Source organism: Allonocardiopsis opalescens, from assembly GCF_003002095.1.
GTDB lineage: Bacteria > Actinomycetota > Actinomycetes > Streptosporangiales > Streptosporangiaceae > Allonocardiopsis > Allonocardiopsis opalescens.
The window spans coordinates 134,515-156,163 of record NZ_PVZC01000007.1 but is presented as its reverse complement, the minus strand read 5'-3'; the positions used below and the strand labels follow the sequence as shown (position 1 = coordinate 156,163).

At 75.6% G+C, this 21,649-nt stretch carries 5 protein-coding genes; all 5 read right to left on the bottom strand.

From position 1 onward, the window contains the following. Positions 1-3: 3 nt before the first annotated feature. From CLV72_RS22390 to CLV72_RS22370, 5 genes are read right to left on the bottom strand one after another with little or no spacing between them, the layout of a single operon-like run. Positions 4-1,794, bottom strand: a complete 1,791-nt coding sequence (locus tag CLV72_RS22390) for an ABC transporter ATP-binding protein/permease (RefSeq protein ID WP_106249881.1) — start codon at positions 1,792-1,794, stop codon at positions 4-6. Next, the gene (locus CLV72_RS22385) at positions 1,787-1,999 is read right to left on the bottom strand and encodes an MbtH family protein (protein ID WP_106249879.1); all 213 of its coding nucleotides are present in this window, start codon (positions 1,997-1,999) and stop codon (positions 1,787-1,789) included. Before CLV72_RS22385 ends, CLV72_RS22390 begins: the two co-directional genes overlap by 8 nt. Beyond that, the gene (locus CLV72_RS22380; RefSeq protein WP_106249877.1) at positions 1,977-9,461 is read right to left on the bottom strand and encodes a non-ribosomal peptide synthetase; all 7,485 of its coding nucleotides are present in this window, start codon (positions 9,459-9,461) and stop codon (positions 1,977-1,979) included. The genes CLV72_RS22385 and CLV72_RS22380 overlap by 23 nt, the downstream gene beginning before the upstream one ends. Next, positions 9,458-15,790, bottom strand: a complete 6,333-nt coding sequence (locus CLV72_RS22375; RefSeq protein ID WP_106249875.1) for a non-ribosomal peptide synthetase — start codon at positions 15,788-15,790, stop codon at positions 9,458-9,460. Before CLV72_RS22375 ends, CLV72_RS22380 begins: the two co-directional genes overlap by 4 nt. Then, positions 15,787-21,258, bottom strand: coding sequence for a type I polyketide synthase (locus tag CLV72_RS22370; protein WP_170141077.1), 5,472 nt, complete (start codon positions 21,256-21,258; stop codon positions 15,787-15,789). The genes CLV72_RS22375 and CLV72_RS22370 overlap by 4 nt, the downstream gene beginning before the upstream one ends. Between the last annotated feature and the right edge of the window lie 391 nt (positions 21,259-21,649).

Genomic DNA, 21,649 nt, shown 5'->3' with positions numbered 1-21,649 from the left:
GATCTACAGGAACCGCGCCCGCAGCTCACGCCGGTAGCCCGTCGCGGCCAGCACCAGGAAGACACCGGTGTAGGCCGTCAGCACCAGTGCGGACACCGCTCCGAACTCGGGGCCCGCGCCGACGGCGGTCCAGCTGATGCGGGCGTAGTGCCAGGCGGGCAGCAGCTCCGCGGCCACCTGGAGGTATGAGGGCAGCTGGCTGGTGGGGATCAGCAGGCCGCTCGCGAGGGACAGCGGGAGGTAGACGACGGTGGCGAACGGCATGGCGGCCCGCGGCGACAGGTTGTAGCCGATCGCCAGGCCGAGTGCGATGAACACGATGCTGCCGCCGGTCAGGCCGCCGGCCATCCGGACCCAGACCCACCAGCCGATCGAGACGTCCGCGACGGTCACCGCGTAGCCGGCCAGCAGCCCCAGGGTCAGCACCGCGAAGCAGGCCGCCGGGATCAGCTTGGCGGCGAAGTACGCGCTGACGCGCATCGGCGTGGCCCGGGTGAGCTGGTCCCAGCGCATCCCGCGCTCCGTGGCGATGCCGACGCCGAAGCCGAACAGGCCGACCCCGATGGTGCCGTAGGCGCTCAGCGAGGCCAGGCCGCGCACGGCACCCTCGCCTCCGCCGTAGGAGGTGCCGAGGAAGGCGAAGAAGATGGTCGGCATCAGGCAGGTGATCACCACGAAGGTGGTGTCGCGCCAGAGCTTGAGGAACTCCACCCGGGTCTGGCCGGCCGCCATCCGCAGCCAGTGCCGGGCGGTGATTTCGGGCCGCCGCGGAAGGCGCCGCGCCGGCCCGGGGTTCGCGGGGGCGGGCGCGGGCGCGGTGTCGGGGGTCGGTTCGGCGATCGCGCGGTCGCGCAGCGCGGTGGTGACCGCCTCCTCGAAGCTCGCGCCGCGGACCTCCAGGTCCGTGAGGTCGGCGGCCCGGGCGAGCAGCGCCCGCAGCAGCTCCGCGGGGTGTCTGGTGGTCGCCCGGAACTCGCCGTCCTCATACGACACATCCCCGTAGCCGCGCAGTTCCTCGGCCTCCAGCGGCGTCCGCGTGCGGGCGTACACCCGCCGAAGCGTGAACATCGAGGTGATGGCGCCGGGTCGGCCGTCGAAGACCACTCTGCTGCCGACCACCAGCACGACGCGGTCGGCCAGTTCCTCGGCCTCGCCGAGGTCGTGCGTCGCCAGGACGATCGCGCAGCCCTCCGCGGCCAGCAGGGACAGCAGCGTCCGCAGCCGGGCGCGCGCCTCGATGTCCAGGCCGACACTCGGCTCGTCGAGGACCAGCAGCTTCGGGCGGGCGCACAGCGCCAGTGCGATGTAGACGCGCTGCTGCTGCCCGCCGGAGAGGTCGCCGAAGTACCGGTCGCGCAGCTCCGCGATGCCGGCCCGGCCGATCGCCTCCTCCGCGGCCAGCGGCGCCGGGTAGTAGGAGCGGAACAGGGCGACGAGTTCGCCGACGCGCAGGTTCCCGGGCAGGCCGGAGCTCTGCAGCACGGTCCCGGTGATCGAGCGGGCGGCGTAGGACGTGGGCGGATGGCCGTTGACGGCGACGCTGCCGCGGTCCGGGCGCCGCAGCCCGAGCAGCAGGTTCAGGATCGTGCTCTTGCCGGCGCCGTTCGGCCCGAGCAGGGCCACGGTCTCGCCGGCGGCCACCTCCAGGTCGAGGCCGCCGATTCCCGGAACCGCGCCGTAGTTCTTCGACACCGCCGACATCCGGACCACCGGGTGGCCGTCCGGCGCTCGGGCCGCTTCGGCACCGCCGTCCGTCCGCACCGCTCCGAGCGCCGAGTCGGCACCGTCATCCATCGGCGCCGCTCCGCGCGCTGAGCGGCCGCATGTCCGTCCAGGTCCGCTCGATGTGGTCCAGGCAGGGGCCGATCCGGCCGGTGAAGCCGGCCGGCCGCCAGCCGTCGGGCATCCGCAGGTCGGTGGGCCACAGCGAGTACTGCTCCTCGCCGTTGACCACGACCTGGTAGTCGATGGTGTCGTCATCCTCGTCGAAGTACGGCATGCTGCTCCTCCAGGCTGGTGAGATAGCGGACACAGCGGAGTAGGTAGCCGGCGTCCACCCGGGGCGGGCCGATCCCGCTCCCGGCGAGCTTGTCGGCGGTGCGCCGGTCGTCGAAGTCCGGCTCCTCGATCGCGACGGTGAGGTCCACGCCGTAGAGCAGCACGGCGAGCGGGGCGATCCCGGCGTCCCCGCGCGCCACTCCGCGCCGGATCCGGTCCCGCCAGGTCTCCACCGGCTCCAGCCGGGTGCCGAACTCGCTGTCCGCCAGCCAGCCGGCGATCTCCAGCCAGTTCACCTGCTCCCGGTTGACCAGGTGGAAGGTTTCGCCCGCGGCGTCGTCGCTCTGGGAGAGGGCCACCAGCGCGGCCGACACGTAGTCGACCGGGGCGATGGCGAGGGGGAACGGGTGGTGCGGTGCGCAGCCGAGGCGCACCGCCGCGTGCAGCAGCCGGCCCAGGAGGTCGGACGGGTTGCAGGCCCCGGTCTCGGAGTGGCCGCCGACCAGGCCGAGCCGGTAGACCGAGGCCGGCACACCTGCGTCAGCCGCCTGCCGGACCAGGGCCTCGGCCACCCACTTGCTCTGCGCGTAGCCGTCCGGCAGGTTCTCCGGGTCGTCGGGCACGCGGGACTCGCCGATCCGCGGGTCCGCCGCCTCCTGCGGGGAGAACACCGAGACCGTGGACACGTGGTGGACGGCCTTGACGCGGCCGGTGGCGGCGAAGCCGAGCACCTCGCGGGTGCCCTCCACATTGGTGGCGCGCAGCGCCGGGTAGGGCTTGAAGCCGTCGACCGCGGCACCGTTGTGGTAGACGACGTCGATGTCCTCGGCCAGGGCGGTGTGGTCGGCCTCGCCGAGGCCCCACCGCGGCCGGTCGAGCCGCCCCGCGAGCACCCGGACCCGTTCGGCGAAGCCGTCGGCGGGGATGCCGAGCCGGCGGAAGTTCGCCGCCAGGCGCTCCCGGCCGGCGTCGGCGTCCGCGCCGCGTACCAGGCAGACCACCTCAAGGCCGGTCCGGTCGATCAGCTCCCGCAGCAGGAACGACCCGACGAAGCCGGTGGCACCGGTGAGCAGGGCGCGGCGCGGGCGGGTGCGCGCCGCGCGGACCGGCCGCACCGGACGGTCCAGGACCGCGTCGGCGCGCAGCAGGGCGGCGGGGGTGCGCCGCTCCGCCCCCTCATCCACCAGCCGGGCGAGCGCCTCGACGGTGCGGGAGCGCAGGATGTCACCGGGCCGGATTGCGATACCGGCCTCGGCGGCCTTCGCCACGACGCGCAGGCTCGCCAGGGAGTCGCCGCCGGCGCGGGCGAAGTCGGTCCGCACCCCGATGTCCGCGGCGCCCAGTACCTGCGCCCACAGCTCCAGCAGGATGCGCTCGGTACGGCTGCGGGCCGGGACCGGCTCGTCCGGCCGCGCCGGGAGCGGTAGCGCGGCCAGCGCCGCGCGGTCCACCTTCCCGCTCGCCGCCAGCGGCAGCGCGGGTACCACGACCACGGTCGGGACGGCGTGGCTCGGCAGCCGGCCGGCGGCGAAGCGCTCCAGGTCCGCCGGGTCCGCCCCGTCCGCGACCGCGAAGGCCGTCAGGCGCCCGTCGCGTGCGGTGACGGCCGCCTCGGCGACGCGGCCGTGCCGCAGCAGCACAGCCTCCACCTCGCCGGGCTCGATCCGCGTCCCGTTGATGTTGAGCTGCTCGTCGCGGCGGCCGCACAGCAGCAGCCCGCCGTCCGGCAGCCGCCGGGCGAGGTCGCCGGTCCGGTACATCCGCCCACCGGTGGCGGGATCCGGCAGGAAGCGCAGCGCGGTCCCCTTCGCCCGGCCCTCGTAGCCGCGGGCGACACCGCGTCCGCCGACGTACACCTCGCCCACCTCGCCCTCGGCCACCGGTTGCAGCCACGCGTCCAGCAGGTGCAGCACCGTGTGCGGGTAGGCGGCGGCGAGCGGCACCGGCTCGCCGTCTCCGGCCGGGCGGGCGCCGACGGAGTACGCGGCCTCCACCGCGGTCTCGGTCAGGCCGTAGGAGTTGACGATCCGGGCCCGCGGCGCGACGGCGGCGAGCCGCCGGTAGTCGGCGCCGTACCAGGACTCGCCGCCGACCAGCACCGTCGTCAGCGCCTCCCACCGCGTCCCGGTCCGCTCGGCCTGCTCCAGCAGCAGCCGCAGCAGGCTCGGCGGCAGGTCGGCGAACTCGATCCGCCCGTCGCGGAGCAGCTCGGCGAGCGCGCGGGGGTCCGACGCGGTCTCCTGCCGCGCGACCACCAGGGTGTGGCCGAGCGTCAGCGCCCGGACCAGCTCGGCGATCGACACGTCGAAGGCGAGGCTGTTGACGTGCAGGTGCCGGGAGCCGGCGGCGCGCAGGTCCAGCGCCTCCGCCCAGGCCGCCGCCGATTCGGCGAGCTGGCCGTGCTCCACCACCACCGGCTTGGGCTCCCCGGTGGAACCGGAGGTGAAGATGGCGTACGCGGCATGGCGCGGGGACGGCACCGAGGGCGGACGCGCCGGCCCGGGCCCCGGCTCGACCAGCTCCTCGACGGGCAGGACGGTGCCGGGCAGCCGGGCCGCGGCGGCCGGGTCGCCGACCACGATCTCGGCGCCGACCTGGCGGATCACCGCCTCGATCCGGGCACGGGGCCAGGACGGGTCCAGTGGCACGTAGACGCCTCCGGCCCACCAGACGGCGCAGGCGGCCGCGACCGAGGCTGCGCCGCGCTCGGCGAGCAGTGCCACCGGTGTCTCGGCCGCGACGCCGTGCTTGCGCAGCCGCGCGGCGCCGGCCGCCGCCCGTGCCGCCAGTTCGCGGTAGCTCAGCCGCAGCGAGCCGTCGACCACGGCGGCCGCGTCCGGGTGGGCGGCGGCCGCCGCCGCGATGGCCGCGGGCACCGGGCCGACCGCGGCATTGGCGGGCCTCGCGGCCGGGCCGGTGGCGGTGCCCGCCGCCGGTGCCGCATCGGGGTCGGCGGTGCAGCCTTCGAGCAGGTCCAGGTACCACCGGCCGATCCGGGCGGAGTCGGCGGCGGTGAAGTGCTCGGGGGACAGGTGCAGCAGCAGCGCCAGGTACTCCGCGCCGGGCCGGGCGCCGTCGTCGAAGGACACGTCCAGCAGGTAGTTGGTGGGCGACTCCTCCTCGAAGGTGCTGTCCAGCCGCACCCGGCCGCTGCCGTCGATATCGCCGAGCGGGTGGAAGCGCGTGTAGTTGAACGAGGTGGTGAGCAGCCCGGACGGACCGAACCAGCGCTCGACCGCGACCCCGGGGTAGTGCCGGTGCCGCTGCAGGGCCGCCTCGGCCGCCAGGCAGCGGCGGGCCAGCCCGGCGAAGGACTCCCCGGTGAGCTGGAGCCGCAGCGGCAGCGTGTTGAGGTACATCCCGCGGGTGTGCTCGGCCGACACCGCCTCCGGGCGCCCGTTGACCACCAGGCCGGTCACCTGGTCGCGCCGCCCGGTCAGCCGGGCCAGCACCAGGAAGTGGACGGTCAGCAGCACGGTCTTGACCGGGACGCCGAGCCGGGCGGCGGTGTCGGACACCGCGCGGTGCAGCTCCGGCGGCAGGAGGAACACACCGCGGCCGGGCGGCGGGTCCGCCGACGGGTCCGGCAGCGCCGGGAAGCGGACCGCCCGCGCCCCCCGCAGCTCCGCGCGCAGCGCCTCCTCGCCTGCGGTGTCGGCCAGCGCGCGCCGCTCGGCGAGCACGTGGTCCCGGAATGGGATCTCGGGCGGGGGATCGGCGGGGTCCCGCCCGTCGAGCAGGGCGGCGTAGCGGCGGAGGATCTCGGCGTAGGTGGAGGTGAAGCTCCAGCCGTCGAGGACGGCGTGGCACTCGGTGGCGCTCAGCCAGAACCGGTCGTCCGCCTCCCGCTGCACGGTGAAGCGGATGAGCGGGGGCCGGGCGAGGTCCAGCGGCTCGCGGCGCTGCCGGCCGAGCCACTCCGCCAGCCTGGCCTGCGGGTGCGGCTCGTCGCGCCAGTCCAGCACCGAGACGTCCGCTGCCGCGTCCCGCCACACTAGTTGCAGGGGCTCGGGATGGGCGGCGAGGTCGATGCCGGTCCGCAGCACCGGGTGGCGTGCGACCACCCCGCCGATCGCCCGGCGCAGCAGCTCCGCGTCGAAGGGCGCGCGCACCCGGATCGCCGTGGCGTTCTGGTAGGTGCCGTCGTCGGCCTGGTGGTAGAGCATGCCCTGCTGGAGCAGGGTGAGGGGGTAGGCGTCGACCACGCCCTCGGGCAGCGCGGCGCGGACCTCGGGTGCGACCAGCTCGAAGGGCGCGCTCGACGGGCTCGGAGCGCCGCCCTCCTGGAGCGGCGCCCGGTCGGCGGGGACGGCGGCGGCGAGCGCCTCGATCGTCGGCGAGGTGAAGATGTTGGCGACCGACACCGGGTAGCCGCGCTGCCCCAGCCGGGCGGCCACCTGCACGGCGAGGATCGAGTCGCCGCCGAGCTGGAAGAAGTTGTCGGCCACGCCGATGGCGCGGGTCCCGAGAACGTCCTGCCAGACCTCCGCCATTGCGCGCTCGGCCTCGGTGCGGGGCGGGACCGGAACCGCCGCGCCGCCGCCGGGCTCGGGAACGGGCAGCCGGGCCAGCGCGGCCCGGTCCAGCTTCCCGTTGACCGTGCGCGGCACCTCCGCCACCGGCACCACGACGGGGACCATGTGGCCGGGCAGCCGCTCGGCGACGAAGCCGCGGACCTCGGCCGCGGTGACGCCGGGGTCGGCGGGCACGACGAAGCCGATCAGGCGCGGGCCCCGGTCCTCCCGCCGGACCGTGACCCCCGCGGCGGCGACGCCCGGATGGCGGAGCAGGCAGGCTTCGATCTCCGCGGGCTCGATCCGGTAGCCGTGCAGCTGCTCCTGGTCGTCATCGCGCCCGTCGTAGCGCAGCTCGCCGTCGGGCAGCAGGCGGACCCGGTCACCGGACCGGTAGCGCCGCGCGCCGGGCACGTCCGGGTCGGGGATGTAGCGCAGCGCCGTCCGCGCCGGCTCGCCCGCGTACCCGTCCGCCAGTCCGGCGCCGCCGACGTACAGCTCACCCGGGAAGCCCGGGGGAACCGGCCGCAGCCACGGGTCCAGCACCTGCGCGGACAGGTGCGGCAGCGCGCGGCCGATCGGGCTGCCCGCCGAGCCGTCCAGGTCCTCGGCGCGGATCCGCCGGTGCGTGACGTGCACCGTGGTCTCGGTGATCCCGTACATGTTGACCAGCCGCGGGCGCTCGTCGCCGACCCGCTCCAGCCACGGCCGCAGCATCGAGACGGGCAGGGCCTCCCCGGCGAAGACGACCAGCCGCAGCGAGGGCGGGACCGGGGCGCCGAGCGAGCCGACCAGGTGGACCAGCGAGGCGAAGGCGGTCGGGGTCTGGTTGAGCACCGTCACCCGGTTCTCGTGCAGCAGCCGCAGGAAGCGGTCCGGCGCCCTGGCCGTCGACCGGTCGACCACCACCACGGTCCCGCCGCTGGTGAGGGGGGCCCACATCTCCCACACGGACATGTCGAAGGCGCAGGAGTGGAACAGCGTCCAGGTGTCGTCGGGCCCGTGGCCGAGCAGCCGCCCGCAGGCGTCGAGCAGGGTGCCCAGATTGCGCCGGGTGACCGTGACGCCCTTCGGGCGGCCGGTCGAGCCCGAGGTGTAGATCCGGTACAGCGGGCCGGCCCAGTCCAGCGCCGGCCGCGGCCGGCGGCCGGCGCCCGGCTCGCCGGGGCCGGGGTCCGCCACCGCGAGGCCGGGCAGGTCGAGCGCTGCCAGGTGGTGCCGCTGCCCGACGACGAGCCCGACCCCGGCCCGCCGCACGATGTCGCGCAGCCGCTCCGGCGGATGCTCCGGGTCGAGGGGGACGTAGCAGCGGCCGGCCTTGGCCACGCCGAGGATCGCGGCGACCAGGCCGGCGTCCCGGTCGGTGAGCACCGCGACCGGCGCGTCCGGGTCGGCGGAGGCGGCCGCGACCCGTTCGGCGACGGCGTCCGCCCAGTCCGCCAGCTCCCGGTAGCTGAAGCGCCGCTCGCCGGCGACGACGGCGATCCGGTCGGGATGCGCCGCGGCGGCGTCTTCGAACCGGCCCACCACGCCGCGCCGCCCCTCGGGCCGGCCGATGTCCGCCGGGACCGCCCGGGCGGTCCCGGTGAGCGGGTGGCGCGACATCGGCAGTCCGGTGGTGTCCGCCGCGGCGGCGCCGACCAGCCTCAGGTAGGCGTCCAGCCATGACTCGGCCGTCTCCTGGCGGATCAGGTCCCGGTCGTACTCCAGGTACAGGCGGACCCGCCCCGGGCCCTGCTCCACCAGCAGGGTGAGATCGACCTTGGTGCTGCCCAGGTCCACGTCGAAGCGCCGGACCAGCACCCCGTCCACGGTGACCTGGTCGGGCATCCGGGAGTCGTTGTGCGTGAACACGACCTGGACCAGCGGCGGACGGCTGGAGTCGCGCACCGCGACGAGCTCCTCCACCACCAGTTCGAAGGGCGTGTGCCGGTGGTCCAGCGCGGTGGACAGCACCTGCTGCTCGGCGCGGACCAGCTCGGCGAACGCGGGGTCCGGCGGCAGTGGGACGCGCAGGCACAGCACGTTGACGAAGTTGCCGACGGCGGCCGGCTCGTCGGTTCTCCGGGTGCTGACCGAGCAGCCGATGATCAGGTCGTGTCGGCCGGTCAGCTGGTGCAGCAGGTACCGGTAGGCGGCCCGGTAGACGGTCGCCGGCGTCGTCCGGTGCCGCCGGGCCGCCGCCGCCACCGCGGCCGCCGCGCCGGCCGGCACGGTCCGGACGATCCGCCGGCCCCGGAAGCGCCGCCGTGTCCGGGCGGGCGCGTCGGACGGCAGCTCCACGACCTGGGGGGCACCCGCGAGCCGCTCCCGCCACCACCCCAGGTCGGCGGCTGCCCGCTCCCGGCCGGGGACCAGCACCCGCCGCGGGCCGCCGCCGGGCCCCGGGCGGCCCGCGTACCCGGCCATCAGCCCGTGGCACAGGAGGTCGACCGTGACGTTGTCGGCGACGATGTGGTGGATCGCCAGCACCAGGAACAGGTTCCGGTCGTCGCCGCGCGCCGCGTCCAGCCGCACCAGTGGGCCGGCGGCGAGGTCGAAGGGGCGGGCGGCGGCCTCCCTCGCCCAGCCCTCGACGGAGCCGAGGGTGCCGTCCCACGCCCGGCTCAGGTCGCGTACGGCGAACGGGGAGTCAGCGGGCGGCGGCCGGTGGACGGCCCGCGGCACGCCGTCGACGGCGGGGAAGGCGACGCACAGCGAGGGGTGGGCCTCGACCAGCCTCTGGAAGGCGGCGGCGAGCCGGTGCTCGTCGACGGGACCGTGCAGCCACAGTCCGCCCGCGATCGTGCCGTGCGGGCTGTCCGGATCGAGCTGGTGCAGGAACCACATGCCGGCTTCGGGCGGGGACAGCTCGGTCGCGGCCCGTTCCTCGAAGCCGTCACCCGCCGCGGGCGGCACCCGGGCATGGAGGCGGCGCAGCAGCTCGGGGTCGTTCAGCCGCCAGGTCATGACGCGTCCTGGAGGATCGCCGCAGCGGCGTCGGCCACCTCGTCGGCACGGGCCCCCAGCCGGTCGCGGAGCGCCCCGGCCAGCTCCTGGACGGTCTGGGCCGCGAACAGCAGCGACACCGGCAGTTCCACCCCGAACAGCTCGCCCAGCCGGCCGGCCACCCGGATGGCGGTGATCGACTCGCCGCCGAGGTCGAAGAAGCTGCGGTTCCTGGCGACGGCGTCGACGCGCAGCACCTCCGCCCACACCGCGGCGACCAGCCGTTCGAGATTGTCCCGCGGGTCGAGCGGGCCGCCCTCGGCACCGGTCTCGGGCGGGACGAGTTCGTGCAGGGCGCGGAGGTCGACCTTCCCCCCGGCGCTGAGCGGCAGCGCCGCCACCACCCGCACCACCGGGACCATGTACGCCGGGAGGCGCCGGGCGGTCCAGCGGCGCACCTCCGTCGCGTCCAGGCCCTGCTCGGCGGGCTCCACGAAGGTGACCAGCCGGTCGCCGTGCGGGCCGGAGCGGTCCAGCACCGTGGCGGCGGTGCGCACCGCCGGGTGCGCCGCGGCGGCCGCGGTCACCTCGCCCAGCTCGATCCGGTGTCCGTTGAGCTTCACCTGGTGGTCGGTCCGGCCGAGGAACCGCAGGCGGCCGTCGTCGAGCCGGCGGGCGCGGTCGCCGGTGCGGTACATGCGCTCTCCGGGGCGGCGCGGGTCGGGGACGAACCGGGCCGCGGTCCGCGCCGGCGCCGCGTGGTACCCCCGGGCGAGGCAGTCACCGGAGACGTACACCTCGCCCGCCGCGCCGAGCGGCACCGGGCGCAGCCACCGGTCCAGCACGTACAGGTGGACGCCGGGCAGCGGGTCGCCGAGCGCCACCACCGGCAGGTCGAGATCGGACGTTTCCAGGTACGAGCCGGTGACCACGACGGTGGTCTCGGTGGGGCCGTAGCCGTTCCACAGCCGCAGCCCGCGCCCCATCAGGGCGCGGGCGAGGTCGCCGGTCAGCGGCTCGCCCGCGGACATGCCGTGCCGGCCCGCCAGGTCGACCGCGGTGTCGCGCAGCTGCGCCCAGACCGTGGGCGTCGCGTAGAGCTTCGTGGTGCCCGCCCGCTGCACCGACGCGGCCAGCTCGTGCGGGTCGAAGGCCCCGCCCGGTTCGTGCAGCACCACGGTGGCTCCGCACACCAGGGGCAGCAGCAGCTCCATCACGCTCACGTCGAAGACCGGCCGGCAGGTGGTGACCAGCACGTCCCCGGGCGTCCAGCTCGTGGCCGCGGTCAGCGCGTCCATCAGCCAGCCCAGCGCGCGGTGCTCGACCACCACGCCCTTCGGCCGGCCGGTCGAACCGGAGGTGAAGATCAGGTAGGCGGCCTCGCCCGGGTGGACCGCGGTCTCGGGCGGCGGCGCGCCGGTGCGGGCGCCGGGGTCCGCGGGCAGCCGCAGGACGGTGCCGACGAGCGGTGCCACGTGCGCGGTCGCCTGCTCGACCACGGTGACCACCGGTCCGGCGATATCGGCCATGGCCCGCAGCCGCTCCGCCGGGTGGTCCGGGTCGAGCGGCACATAGGCGGCGCCGATCCGCAGCGCGGCCAGGAAGGCCACCACCAGCCCCGCGCCGCGGGTCAGGCAGACGCCGACCCGGTCGGACCGGCCGACCCCCGCCCGGCGGAGTTCTGTCGCCGCCGCGGCGACCTCGGCGTCGAGCCGGGCGTAGGTAAGTACGCGTGAGGCGTCGCGGACCGCCACCGCGTCCGGTCGCAGCTCCGCCCAGCGGCGGATCCGCTCGCCGACCGGGGCGTCCGCCGGCTCCGGCTCCGGGCCGCGCCCCGCGGCCAGCACCCGGTTCAGCTCGTCGTCGGGCACCGGATCGATGCCGGTGACGGCACGGTCGGCGTCGTCCAGCCCCTCCTCCACCAGCCGGGTGAGGATCCGGGTGAGCCGCCGCACCGCCGAGGCGTCGAGCGCGGTCCTGTCGTACCTGATCACCGGGGCGAGTCCGTCGCCGTCCTCGACCAGATACAGCGCGAGCGGCAGCTGCGGGGCGTCGGGCGGCAGCTGCCACCAGGTGAGGCGCAGGCCGGCCGCCTCCAGGCCGCCGCTGACCTCCTGCGGGGTCACCATGGTCTGGAACACCGGGCTGCGGTCGGCGCCGCGGTCCACACCCAGCGCCGCGACCACCTCGGCGAAGGGCATCCGGCGGTGCTCGAAGGCGTCGACGAGCGACCGCTGGACCTCCCGCAGGAAGCCGCGCACCGCGGTGCCGCGCACCGGAGTGGCGCGGACCGCCACCATGTTCAGCAGTGGTCCGACGACCTCGCTGTGCGAGGTGTGGCCGCGCCGGCTCATCGGCACGCCGATCGCGAAGTCGTCCTGCCCGGACCAGCGGGCCAGCGCCAGCTGCCAGGCGCCGAGCGCGACGGCGAAGGGGGTGACGGAGTGCGTCCGGGCCAGCCGCCTGAGCGCCCGCCCGGTGCTCTCGCCGACCAGGACGTCGCCGGCGGTCGCGCCCGCCGGGGCCTCGCGCTCGGCGCGGTCGGCCGGGAAGGCCAGCGGCTCCACCCCGGCGAGCCGGCGCCGCCAGTAGGCCGCGTCCCCGCCGGCGCGCTCCCCGGCCTCGGCCGCCAGCCCGTCCGCCACGTCCGCGTACTGGACGGCCGCCGCCGGCGGCGCGGTGTCGCCCACCGAATGGGCGGTGTACCGGGCGAGCAGCTCCCGGACGACCACGCCGACGGACTGGCCGTCGCAGGCGATGTGGTGCAGGGCGAGGAAGAGCACGTGGTCGTCGGCGGCCCGGCGGAGCAGTGCGACCCGCAGCGGTCCCGAGCGCAGGTCGATCGGTGTCCTGGCCAGCTCGTCCACCGCGGCGTTCAGCGTGTCGTCGTCGGCGCAGGCGACCGGCCGCAGCTCCCGCTCGACCTCCTCGCGGGCGACCGGCCGCACCTCGCCGTTCAGGCCGCCGCCGCCGTCATGGACGGCCAGCCGCAGGGTCTCGTGCCTGCTGACGACGTCCGTCAGCGCCGAGGCGAGGGCGCCGGCGTCCAGCGGGCCGCGGCAGCGGACCGCCACCGGCACCATGTAGGCGGTCGGCTCGCTGTTGCGGTACCCGAACCAGAACCCGCGCTGCGCGGCGCTGAGCGGGTGGCGGGCGCCGGTCCGCGGCGGGCGCGGCCGCACGGCGCCCACCGCGTTCGCCGTCCCGGCCCGGCCGATGCGGTCGGCCAGCGCGGCCACGGTCGGGTGCGCGAAGACGGTGCCGAGGTCCACGTCGGCGCCGAAGGTCTCGCGGCACCGCGCCGCCAGGCGGACCGCGAGCAGCGAGTTGCCGCCGAGCTGGAAGAAGTCGCCGGAATCCCTGGCGGGCGTCCCCAGCAGCTCGGTGAACCAGGCGGCGAGCTGGGCGCGGACCGGGTGGGCGAGGTCGCCGCCGGCCTCCTGCGCGGGAGCGTCGGACGCGCTCCAGCGGCGGAGCAGGCCGCGGTCCGCCTTTCCGCCGTCGGTCCGCGGCAGCCGCTCGCGCACCTCGATCCGGCGCGGCACGACGGCGGCCGGCAGCCGGGCGGCGACGAACTCCCGCAGCTCGGCGGGGCTGACCGGGTGCCGGCCCACGATCCAGGCGACCAGGTGCCGGTCCGCGCCCTCGTGCGGGACCACGACGGCCTCGGCGACGGCGGGGTGGGCGGTAAGCGCCTTCTCCACCTCGCCGGGCTCGAAGCGCAGCCCCATCACCTTGACCTGGGAGTCGGCGCGGCCCAGGAACTCCAGCTCACCGGAGCCGGCCGGCCGCACCAGGTCGCCGGTGCGGTACATCCGCCGGCCCGGCGGGCCGAAGGGGTCTGGCACGAAGGCCAGCGCGGTCCGGCGGGGATCACCGAGGTAGCCGTCGGCCAGGACCCCGCCCAGCCACAGCTCGCCGACCTCGCCCGCGGCGCACGGGCGCAGCGCACCGTCGCACACCTGGCCCCGCCGGCCCGCGGTGACCCGGCCGATCGGGTGGCGCGCCCGCGGCGCGGCGTCCGGCTCCGGGCGCAGCCGGCCCAGGGTGGCCGTCACCACGGCCTCGGTCGGCCCGTAGGCGTTGACCAGCATCACGTCGGCGGGCATCCGCCGGTGCCATTCCGCCACGGCCGCCGGAGCGATCTCGTCACCGCCGGGCATCACCAGCCGCAGCGGACTGTCCGCCAGCTCCCGCCACTGCTCGGCGCTCGCGGCCGACAGGGCGTTGAACCAGGGGGTCGGCAGGTTCGCGACGGTCAGCCGCGTCCGGCGCGCCAGCGTGCCGAAGGCCAGCGGGTCCCAGGTCTCCTCTCCGCGCATCACCACGGCGGCGCCCGCCAGCAGGGGGGCCAGCGCCTGCTCGATCCAGGCGTCGAAGCCGTGGCCGGAGAACTGCAGACACCGGTCGGCCGGGGTGAGTTCCAGCTCCGCTCGGGTGCGCGCCAGATGCCGCAGCAGGGTGCCGGCCGCTACCACGACGCCGTTCGGGCGACCGGTCGAACCCGAGGTGAAGACGCAGTAGCCGCCCTCCGCCGGCCAGCCCGGGGCCGGGTCCGGGGCCGCGCCGGCGGCGTCGAGGCCGCGCACCGCCAAGCCACCGGGCTCCGGGGCGTCGACCACCGCCACGGCCGGCGCGGCGGCGGCCAGGACGGCCTGCCGGCGCCGTTCCGGTACGTCGGCGGGCAGCGGCAGGTAGCTCGCGCCCGCCGCCAGTACGCCCAGCAGCGCGACCACGGCCCGCGGACCCCGGGACACGGTCACCGCCACCGGCATGCCGCCGCCCGCCCCGGCCTCGCGCAGTCTTGCCGCCAGCGAGCGGGCCCGGGCGAGAAGGTCTCCGTAGCCCAGGCGTCCGTCGGCGCTTTCGACGGCCGTGTGCCCGCTGTCGGCCATGCCGGCCTCGATCGCGGCGAGGATGCCGCCCGGCACCTCCTCGGGCGCGGGCTCCGCGGTGGGCACCGCCGCGCCCCCGGGACGGTGACCGGGGCCCGCCGCCCCGCCGGCCGTGGCGGGCCCCGGCGCCTCGGCGCAGGCGGCTTCCAGCGTCTGGACGAAGCCCTCACCCAGCGAGCGCACGGTCGCCGCCGCGTAGCGCGCGGACTGGTAGACGAGCCGGGACCGCAGCCGGACGCCGTCGTCGAAGACCTCCAGCGCCAGCGGGTGCTCGGCCAGGCCCGGCAGCGGGAACTCGGGCATGTCCGGCTGCACCCGGAAGGTGTTGAACAGCACACCCAGAGTCGAGCCCAGCACGGTCGGCGAGCCGTACACCGCGGCCAGCACGTCGTTCACCGGCGCGTCCTGGTGGCGCAGTGCGTCCGCGACCGCCCGCCGGCAGTGCTGGAGAACGTCGGCGAAGCCGCCGCGGAAGGGCAGCCGGACGCGGAGCGGGAGCACGTTCGCGAACGGCCCGATCAGGCCCACCAGCTCCGCGCGGTCGCGTCCGGTCACCGGCATGCCGATCACCAGGTCGCGCTGCCCGGTCGTGCGGGCCAGCACGCTCAGCCAGCCGGCGAGGAGGAAGACGGGCTCGGTGCAGCCGGCCGCCCGCGCACGCCCGCGGACGCGCTCGGCGAGCGCTTCGGGGATCGCGATCCGCTCGACGCCCATGCCGTGGTCGTCCTCGGCGCCGCGGAAGTCCGGCGGCACGCGCACCGGGAAGGGCGCGCCGGCCAGGGCGGCCGCCTGCCGCCGCACCTGCTCCCGGCGGCGGCGGATCCGCTGCGGCGTGTCCTCCCACAGCGCGTAGTCGGGATAGTCGATGGGGCTCGGCGGCACCGGCTTGCCCAGCAGCTCGCTGAACAGGATGGACACCGAGATGCCGTCGCCGACCAGGTGGTGGGCGGCGAGCACCACGACGTCGGTCCCGACGGGCATGGCCACCCGCGTCATCCGCACCGGCCACTCGGCCGCGGTGTCGAAGCAGTGCCCGCGCTCCGCCTGGACGAACGCGTCCAGTTCGCGGCGGGCCGCGGCCTCGTCCAGGTGCGCCAGCGACAGGTGGGCGACGTCGAAGCCGGCCGCGTCGCGCAGCCGGCCGACCGGGCGGCCCTCCCGCTCGACGATGTTCATCCGGAGCGCGGCGTGCCGCCCCACCACCTCCCTGGCCCGCCGGGCGAACTCCTCGGCCGGCATCCGGACGGAGCGCAGGGAGACCAGGGTGAACAGCGGGCTGCGGCCGGCCGCCTGGTGGGCGAACCAGATCCGCTCCTGGGCGGGCGCGAGCGGCAGGTCCTCGGGCCGGTCGTCGACCCGCACCGGCGCGTCCCGGGAGTTCAGCGAGAGCCGGCCGCTGACGAGGCGGTCGATCAGGGCGCGCCGGTCGACCGCCGACGCCTCCGACGCGCTCACCGCGCCTCCCCGCCGTCGAGGATGGCCCGCACCTCGTCGTCGTCCAGCTCGTCCACCAGGGCGCCGAGGCGCTCTTCGGCCACGGTCCTCATCCGGCGCACGGTCGGGTAGTCGAAGATGTCGGCGACCGAGACGTCGACCGCCAGCTTGTCCCGGATCCGCGAGGTGAGCTGGACCGCGGTCAGGGACGAGCCGCCGAGCAGGAAGTAGTCGTCGTCCACGCCGACCTCGCCGACGCCGACCGACTCCCCCCACAGCCCGGTCAGCACCCGTTCCAGCTCGGTCTCCGGCGCCACGTACGGCACGTCGAGCTTGCGCTCGCCGGTGCCGGCCGCCGGTTGGGCCGCGGCTCCCTGCAGGTTCTCACCGGTGAACGCGCGCATCCGCTCGATCCTCGTCGTCACCGGCTCTACGGAGACGTAGACCTGCGGGCCCGGAGCGACCGCGAGCAGCCGGCGCAGGATCGCCGTCGCCTCACCGGTGCCGAGCATCGTCTCGGTACCACCGTGCGAGCCGGCCGCGTCGGTCCGTGCGGCCGGCCGCCGGGCTGCGTCGGTGGACTCCACCGCGCGCAGGGTGTAGCCCTCGACCTCGACGCACACCTCGCCGTCCGCGTCCACCAGGACCTGGTCGATCTCGATGAAGTCCGGCCGGGCGGGATCGGCGCGGTAGGTCTGCACCACCGAGCAGGCGGGCGGCAGCGGGCGCCACACCGTGACGGAGCGGTGGGTGAACGGCAGGTAGCTGCGGCCGTCCAGGCTCGACAGCCCGTAGACCGCGCGGTCCAGTAGACCGGGGTGCAGCCAGTAGGAGCCGGCCTCGCCTTCGTCCTCGGCGGCGACGCGCAGGTCCAGCAGGCCGCGCTCGGAGTCGGCGTAGAAGCGCCGCACCAGGTCGAAGCGCGGACCCAGCTCGACCAGCCCGGTGTCGCGGTCCTCCACGGGGTGCTCGGGCAGTGCCGACCGGTGCCTGTCGACGTCGACGGGCGGCGGCGGCTCGGCGTCGACCAGGCCGATCGTGCCGCGGCACTGCACCTGTCCGTCGCCCTTCTCGGTGTCGAAGGCGACGGTGAACTGCCAGGTCCGGACGGGGTCCGCCGTACCGTCGCCGTCCTGCGGGGTGAACACGACCCGGCCGATCGTCGGCTCGGTCACCGCGATGGGGTCGATGTAGAGCACGTCGCGCAGCCGCATCGGCCGGGCGCCGTACAGGTGCCGGGCCGCCGCGTGCACCATCTCCAGCACGCTGGTGGCCGGCAGCACGCCCTCGCCCTTGATGCGGTGGTCGGTGAGCACCCAGTGCCCGTCCGGTTCCAGCTTCACCTCGAAGGTCTTGCGGTCGGGATCGTCCAGCACGAGCTGGTCCAGCAGCGGATGGTCGATCAGCAGGTCGGCGTGTTCGATCTCCTTGCGCAGCCGGAGGTAGCGGAGGAAGGTCTCGGAGCCGCCGGCCTGCGAGACCATGCCGACCTCGTTCCAGCCGCACCAGTCGATGGCGACCACGTAGGGGTCGCGGCCGCCGTCGTTGTTGGCGCACTCGTCCATGAACAGGTTCGCCGCCACGTAGTCGCACAGCCCGTAGTCCATGCTCGCCGTGGTGATAGACGAGAACAGCGCGACGAAGTCGACCTCGTCGCCGAGCCGGCCGGCGGCGAGCAGTTCGCGCAGCACCAGCGCGCCGTTGATCTTCGGGCGGAGCACCCGGTCGGCGGTGTCCTGGTCGTGTGCGGCGAGCAGTTGGCCGCCGCTCAGCCCGGCGGCGTGGATCACGCCGTTGATCGGGCCGAACCGGGCCGTGCCGGCCGCCACGGCCGCGGCCATCTGCTCGGGCTCGCCGACGTCGGCACCGCACACCAGCACCTCGGCCCCGAGTTCTTCGAGCCGGCGGACCCCCTCGATCCGGCGGCGCAGCGCGGTGTCGGCGCCGCCGGCCAGCAGCGCGTCCCACTCCTCGCGCGGCGGGAGCCCGGACCGGCCGACGAGGATGAGCCGGGCGCCGTTGCGGCGGGCGAAGTCCTCCGCGACGGCGAGGCCGAGCCCGCCGAGCCCGCCGGTGATCAGGTACACGCCGCCGGGGCGGACGGGGTCCTCACGGCGGTGGTCGACCGGCTCGTCGGTGATCCGCTCGTACCGCAGCACGTGCCGCCGGTGCCCGCGCAGTGCCACCTGCTCGGCCGGGTTGTCCGCGCACACCTCGCGCACCACGGCGGCGGCCGACCGGTCCGTCCGCCCGGTGGCGTCCAGGTCGACGTGCCGCGTCCGCAGCGACGGCAGCTCGCGGGGCAGCGTCATCAGCGGACCCAGGAGGGGGGTGGACCACGGAAGGTGACGTTCACCGGGGAGCACCCGGGCGCGGTCGGTCACCGCGACGATCTCCAGTTCGTCGCGCACCACCCGGCACAGCGCCCGGGCCAGCCGCGCCATCCGGGCGTAGGCCGCCCGCGCCGCCGCCGCGGTGTCCTCGCCCTCGGCCGCCCGCAGCTCGAGGGAGTACAGGATCCGGTCCGGGAGCTGGCCGCGGTCCCAGATCTCACCGACCACGGCGTCCACATCGGACTGCTCGGCGGGGTCGAACTCGTACCCGGCGGGGGTCTCGGCGAAGGACGGCCCGCTCACCGCCTCGGTGACCAGGACGCCCGCAGCCTGCGCGGCCGCCACCAGCTCCTGGTACCCGGCATCGCCGGTGCCGATCACCAGCCAGTGCTCGCCGAGCGGATCGGCGCCGGTCCTGCGGGGCACCGGGTGCCAGAGCGGCAGCGAGAACGGCCGCGCCAGCCGGGCCGCCGGCTCCTCGTCCTCGGCCTCCCGCACGTCGGGGCCGACCGGGTCCGGATTCACCCAGCAGCGCTGCCGCTGGTAGGGGTAGGTCGGCAGCGGCACCCGGCGAGCGGCCGGATCGCCGTTCACGCGGGTCCAGTCGACGCCGATGCCGGCGGTCCACAGCTTGCCGGCCGCGGCGGCCAGGTGTGCCTCCTCCTCGACGTTCTCCCAGCGCGGCGGCAGGCTGGGCACCGCGGTGAGCCGGCCGGGCGCGGAGCTCTGCTGGCGCGCGAAGCCGACGAGCGTCTGCCCCGGCCCGATCTCCAGCAGCGCCAGGTCCTCGCGCTGGACCAGCTTGTCGACGCCGGCGGCGAAGCGCACCTCCCGCCGGACCTGGGCGGCCCAGTAGGCGGGGCTGGCCGCCTCCTCGTCGGTGATCCACTCGCCGGTGACGTTGGACAGGAACGGCAGGCTCGGCGCCCGCCGGGGGACGGCGGCCACCGCGGCCTCGAAGCGCTCCAGGACCGGATCCACCATCGCGGAGTGGAAGGCGTGCGAGGTCCGGAGCGGGGTGACGCTCAGGCCCATGCCGGCCAGCTCCGCCCCGAACGGCTCGACGGCCTCGCCGGGCCCTGAGACGACGCACGCCGACGGGGAGTTGCCGGCGGCGATCTCGACCTCGGGCGGAAGCAGCGGCCGCACCGTGTCCGCCGCCGCCGACACCGCGATCATCGAACCGGCCGGCAGCGAGGCCATCAGCGCGCCCCGGGTGGCGATGAGCTTGAGCGCGTCGGGCAGCTCGAACACACCCGCGAGGCACGCGGCGGTGTACTCGCCCACGCTGTGGCCGATCATCGCCGCCGGCCGCACCCCCCAGTCGGCCCACACCTGGGCGAGCGACCATTCGAGGATGAGGAGCGCGGGCTGCGTCACGGCCGTGTCGGTCAGGCGTGCGGCCGCGTCCTCGTCGCTCGGGTCGGCGAGCAGTACTTCCTTCAGATCGAAGCCCAGGTGCGGGGCGATGTTCTCGCAGCAGCGGTCGACCGCCTCCCGGAACACCGGGTTCGCCTCGTACAGGCCCCGTCCCATGCCCGGGTACTGGGCGCCCTGCCCGGGGAACAGGAACGCCACCGAGCGCTCGGCGCTCCGCCCCGCCCCGGCCAGCGCCGGGGTGCCCAGGCCGCGCAGCGCGGCCGCGGCGTTCTCCCGGGTGTCCGCCACCACGATTCGCCGGTCGCGGTACTCCGTGCGGCCCTGCTGCAGGGTGTGCGCGACGTCGGACAGCGCGACGTCGTGGCGCTCCAGGTGCTCGGCCAGCTGCGCGCTCGCGGCCTGCAGAGCCTCTGGGCCGGCCGTCGACAGCGGCAGCGCGTGCCACCGGCGCCTGCCTCCGACCGGCCGTGCCTGCTCCGGCGGTGCCTCGATAATGAGGTGCGCGTTGGTCCCGCCGATGCCGAAAGAGCTGATCGCGGCCCTGAACGGCCGCATGTCCGCCGGCCACTCCGTCGGCTCGCCGCCGAAGACGAACGGTGACGCCGCCATGTCCAGGGCGGGGTTGAGTTCATCGCAGTTGATGCTGGGCGGGACCAGCCCGGTGTTCACCGCGCGCACGGCCTTGATCAGACCGACGGTGCCGGCGGCCGGGCCCAGGTGGCCGACGTTCCCCTTCACCGAGCCGATGACGCAGTACCCGGTGTCCGCGGTGTGCGTGCGGTAGGCGTCGACCAGCGCGTTGAACTCGATCGGGTCCCCGACGACGGTTCCGGTGCCGTGCGCCTCGACCATGCCGATGCTCCGGGCGTCCACACCGGCGTCGGCGAGCGCGTTCAGGACGAGCATGCGCTGGCCGGCGATGCCCGGCGCGGTGAACCCCACCCGCTCGGCGCCGTCGTTGTTGACCGCCGAGCCGCGGATCACCGCGTGGACCGTGCAGCCCGCCTTCCGAGCCGCCTCCAGGGTCATCAGGGCCACCAGCGCGCCGCCGCTGCCGAAGATGGTGCCGGAGGCGTTCGCCGCGAACGGGCGCACGTGCCCGTCCTCGGAGTAGATGCTGCCCTGGCGGTAGACGTAGCCGCCGCCGAGCGGCACCTCGACCTGCACCCCTCCGGCGAGCGCCACCTCGCACTCGCGCAGCCGCAGGCTCTGGCAGGCCTGGTGCACCGCGACCAGCGAGGTCGAGCACGCTGTGTAGACCGAGACGCTCGGTCCGTTGAAGCCGAGCCGGTAGGAGACCATCGGCGCGATGTAGTCGGGGTTGTTGCCGGCGCGGATGCTCATGTGCGGCACCGAGCGGAACACCGCGCGGTTGCGCTCCACGTGCCACTCGCGGTAGTTGTTCGTGCCCGCGCCGCCGAAGACCGCCACCCGCCCGGACAGCCGGCGGTGGTCGAAGCCCGCGTGCTGCAGGGCGGTGTGCGCCAGTTCGAGGAACAGCCGCTGCTGGGGGTCGGTGATCTCGGCTTCCCGCGGTGTGTACCCGAAGACCTCGGTGTCGAAGGCGTCGAGCTCGTCCGCCGTGGCGTGGACGAGACGGTAGTCGGGGTTCTTCAGCGAAGCGTCCTTGACGCCCTGGGTCCGCAGATCCTCGGCATTGGCGGGCCCCACGGACTCGACCCCGGCGAGGAGGTTGCTCCAGAACTGGTCGATGCCGTCGGCGCCGGGCAGGCGCGCCGCCATACCAACGATCGCGATGGCGTTCTCATCAGCCATAGGGCAATCCTCCTGACGCATTGCTGAATAAGGTCCGTAATAGGATCAGGCAGCTTAATCAGAAGTCGCCATCACAACGGGGACGCGAACGCACCGACCAATTCCTGCCTCCACGAAGCGGGCATCGGTATTTGGATCACCGAAACATGCGTGACGGTAGGATGACCTATCTGGGCTGTCAATGAATTTGTCCACTTCATGACAGGACCGGCAGGCCGGCCGGCCTCGGTACGCCGCCGCGGCCTGGGCGGAGCACCACCGTCCGTGCTGCGCGGACGGCTGCGGCGGCGCGGTGTACCGGCCGGTCGGCCGCCTCCCGGCGGGCTGCGGCGACCAAGGTTCCGCTCCGGTCCGCCGCTGTCCCTGAGCCGGTTCTCCCAGTGCGCGGCGA